At 63.9% G+C, this 3,262-nt stretch carries 7 protein-coding genes; all 7 read right to left on the minus strand.

Translation table 11 applies throughout. The features are described from left to right. Window positions 1–235 (minus strand): 30S ribosomal protein S19 (gene rpsS, locus MK313_RS17995; RefSeq protein WP_287783587.1); only part of this gene is annotated, 235 nt, incomplete at its 3' end. A gap of 12 nt (window positions 236–247) precedes the next feature. Next, the gene (gene rplB / locus MK313_RS18000) at window positions 248–1,075 is read right to left on the minus strand and encodes a 50S ribosomal protein L2 (RefSeq protein ID WP_008945162.1); all 828 of its coding nucleotides are present in this window, start codon (window positions 1,073–1,075) and stop codon (window positions 248–250) included. A 4-nt stretch (window positions 1,076–1,079) separates the two neighbouring features. Further along, window positions 1,080–1,412 carry a 50S ribosomal protein L23 gene (locus MK313_RS18005; protein ID WP_121219050.1) on the minus strand — a complete coding sequence of 111 codons (333 nt, stop codon included), beginning with the start codon at window positions 1,410–1,412 and terminating at the stop codon, window positions 1,080–1,082. Continuing rightward, entirely contained in the window at window positions 1,409–2,026 is a 618-nt protein-coding gene (gene rplD / locus MK313_RS18010) for a 50S ribosomal protein L4 (protein ID WP_287783591.1), read from the minus strand. Before rplD ends, MK313_RS18005 begins: the two co-directional genes overlap by 4 nt. Before the next feature lie 4 nt (window positions 2,027–2,030). Beyond that, on the minus strand, window positions 2,031–2,801 hold the full coding sequence (rplC, locus tag MK313_RS18015) for a 50S ribosomal protein L3 (RefSeq protein ID WP_287783594.1): 771 nt from the start codon (window positions 2,799–2,801) through the stop codon (window positions 2,031–2,033). A gap of 18 nt (window positions 2,802–2,819) precedes the next feature. Beyond that, complete coding sequence (rpsJ, locus tag MK313_RS18020) at window positions 2,820–3,128, minus strand: 30S ribosomal protein S10 (RefSeq protein WP_008945158.1); 309 nt, start codon at window positions 3,126–3,128, stop codon at window positions 2,820–2,822. 57 nt (window positions 3,129–3,185) lie between these two features. Further along, window positions 3,186–3,262, minus strand: a 77-nt coding sequence (locus MK313_RS18260; protein WP_416054142.1) for a hypothetical protein, incomplete at its 5' end; no start/stop codon positions are given.

Below are 3,262 nucleotides of genomic sequence, written 5' to 3' on the forward strand. Positions count from 1 at the left end.
TACGGGTCGGCGAAAACTCGCCGAACTTATGACCGACCATGTTCTCGGTCACCAGCACGGGCACGAATTTCTGGCCGTTGTACACGCCAAAGGTCAGGCCGACAAACTGCGGCAGGATCGTGCTGCGCCGGGTCCAGATCTTAATGACCTCGTTCCGGCCCGACGCGCGCGCCTTATCCGCCTTCTTGAGAAGGTAGCCGTCGATGAACGGACCCTTCCAAACAGAGCGAGCCACGTCTGCTCTCCTTTACTTCTGATACCGGCGGCGAACGATCATGCCGTCGGTCTTCTTGTTGTTTCGAGTCCGCCGGCCCTTGGTCGGCTTGCCCCACGGAGTGACCGGATGACGACCGCCCGAAGTACGGCCTTCACCACCGCCATGCGGATGATCGATCGGGTTCATGGCAACGCCACGCACCGACGGGCGACGGCCCAGCCAGCGGTTACGGCCAGCCTTGCCCTTGTTGATGTTCTGCTGGTCCGGGTTGGACACGGCACCCATCGTCGCCATGCACTCGCCGCGCACCTGGCGCAGTTCGCCGGAAGCCATGCGCAGCACCACATTGGCGCCGTCGCGGCCGACGATCTGGCAGTAGCTGCCGGCGGAACGGGCGATCTGGCCGCCACGGCCCGGCTTCAGCTCGACATTGTGCACCACGGTGCCGACCGGAATGTAGCGCAGCTGCGCCGCATTGCCCGGCTTGATGTCCGTGCGCAGGCCCGAGACAACCACGTCGCCGGCCTTCACGCGCTGCGGCGCCAGGATGTAGGCGAGCTCGCCATCCTCGTACTTGATCAGCGCGATGAAGGCGGTGCGGTTCGGGTCATATTCCAGCCGCTCGACGGTGGCCGGCATGTCGAACTTGCGCCGCTTGAAGTCGACCAGACGATAGCGGCGCTTGTGACCGCCGCCCCGCTGGAAAGCGGTGATGCGGCCGTAATTGTTGCGCCCGCCGGTCTTGGTCAGACCTTCGGTCAGCTGCTTGACCGGCTTGCCCTTCCACAGATCGCTGCGGTCAACAACGACCAGCTGGCGCTGCGAGGGCGTGGTCGGCTTAAAGGATTTCAGTGCCATGGTCTCAGACCCCGGTGGTCACGTCGATGGAATGACCCTCGACCAGGGTCACGATCGCCTTCTTGGTGTCGCTGCGCTGGCCGACGATGCCACGGAAACGCTTCACCTTGCCCTTCTGGCGCAGCGTGTTCACGGCATCCACCTTCACCTCGAACAGGGTCTCGATGGCGACCTTGATCTCCGGCTTGGTGGCGGTCAGCGGCACCCGGAACGCAACCTGGTTGTGCTCGGACACCCGGGTTGCCTTCTCGGTGATGATCGGGGAGCGGATGATCTCGTACATCTGCTCCTTGCTCAGCTTCACCTCTTTGGTGTTGCGCGGCTTCAGGCTGCTCATTTCAGACGCGCCTCCAGCGCTTCGATGGCGTTCTTCGTCAGCACAAGCGTGTCGCGCCGCAGAATGTCGTAAACATTGGCGCCGATCTGCGGCAGCACGTCGATCCCGATCAGGTTCGAGGCCGCCTTCTTCAGATTCTCGTCCACCGCGCCATCGACGATCAGGGCCGAGGTGATGCCCAGCTTCTCCAGCTGCGCCTTCAGCTCCTTCGTCTTCGGCTCGGACAGCTTGGCGTCATCAAGGACGATCAGCTTCTCGTCCTTCAGCTTCGCGGCAAGCGCCGTCTTCAGGCCCAGCTTGCGGACCTTCTTCGGCAGATCGTAGCCATGATCGCGGACCACCGGACCGAAGATCGTCGCACCGCCACGGAACTGCGGCGAACGGGTGCTGCCCTGGCGGGCACGACCGGTGCCCTTCTGCTTGTAGGGCTTCTTCGTGGTACCGGCGATCTCGCTGATACCCTTGGTCTTGTGGTTGCCGGAACGGCGCTTGGCAAGCTGCCAGTGCACCACGCGCGACAGCAGGTCGGCCCGGACATCGACGCCGAAGATGGCCTCGTCCAGTTCGATCGCGCCGACGTCGGCGGCTTCAAGGTTCTTGACCGTGACCTTCATCGTCTCAGTCCTTGTTCTCGGGCGCTTCGGCGCCATCATTCTCGGCCTCAGTGACGGCCGCGGTTTCAGCCGGGGTCTCCGCAGGCGCTTCCGCAGCAGCGGCCTCGATCAGCTTCGCCGGGAAGGGCAGGCCCTCCGGCAGCTTCGCCTTCACCGCGTCGCGGACCAGCACCCAGCCACCCTTGGAACCGGGGATGGCACCCTTGACCAGGATCAGACCGCGATCCTCGTCGCTGGCAACCACTTCCAGGCTCTGAGTGGTCACCCGGACATCGCCCATGTGACCGGCCATCTTCTTACCCTTGAAGACGCGGCCCGGATCCTGGCGCTGACCGGTCGAACCATGCGAGCGGTGCGAGATCGACACGCCGTGCGTTGCCCGCAGACCGCCGAAATTGTGCCGCTTCATGACGCCGGCGAAGCCCTTGCCGATGCTGGTGCCCGTCACATCGACCTTCTGGCCGGCGACGAAATGCGCGGCAGATATCTCCTGGCCCGGCTCCAGCAGCGCATCGGCGCTGACGCGGAACTCGGCCAGCTTCTTGCGCGGCTCCACATTGGCCTTCGCGAAATGGCCGCGATTGGCCTTCGAGACGTTCTTCACCTTGGCCTTGCCGACACCGAGCTGCACGGCGTTGTAGCCGTCCTTCTCCTCGGTGCGGACGGCAACCACCTGGCAGCCATCGATCTTCAGCACGGTGCAGGGGATATGGCTCCCCTCCTCGTTGAAGACCCGCGTCATGCCCAGCTTCTGGGCGATCAATCCGGTACGCATCTTCCGCTACTCCCGGCCTTACAGCTTGATCTCGACGTCGACGCCGGCGGCCAGGTCGAGCTTCATCAGCGCGTCCACGGTCTGCGGCGTCGGATCGACGATGTCCAGAAGGCGCTTGTGCGTCCGCATCTCGAACTGCTCACGCGACTTCTTGTCGATGTGCGGGCCCCGCAGCACCGTAAACTTCTCGATTCGCGTCGGCAGAGGCACCGGGCCGCGAACGCGAGCACCCGTACGCTTCGCCGTGTTGACAATCTCCTTCGTGGACTGGTCCAGAAGTCGATGGTCAAACGCCTTCAGCCGAATGCGAATATTCTGCGTATCCATCATTTCACCCTTGGGCGCTCGGGCCCGTTCACAGCAAGACGCCGTTGCGCCCGAATATTACTCGACGACCTTGGCGACGACGCCGGCGCCGACGGTGCGGCCGCCTTCGCGGATGGCGAAGCGCAGGCCCTCAT

Origin of the sequence: Oceanibaculum sp., assembly GCF_022449305.1 — a bacterium.
Lineage (GTDB): Bacteria > Pseudomonadota > Alphaproteobacteria > Oceanibaculales > Oceanibaculaceae > Oceanibaculum > Oceanibaculum indicum.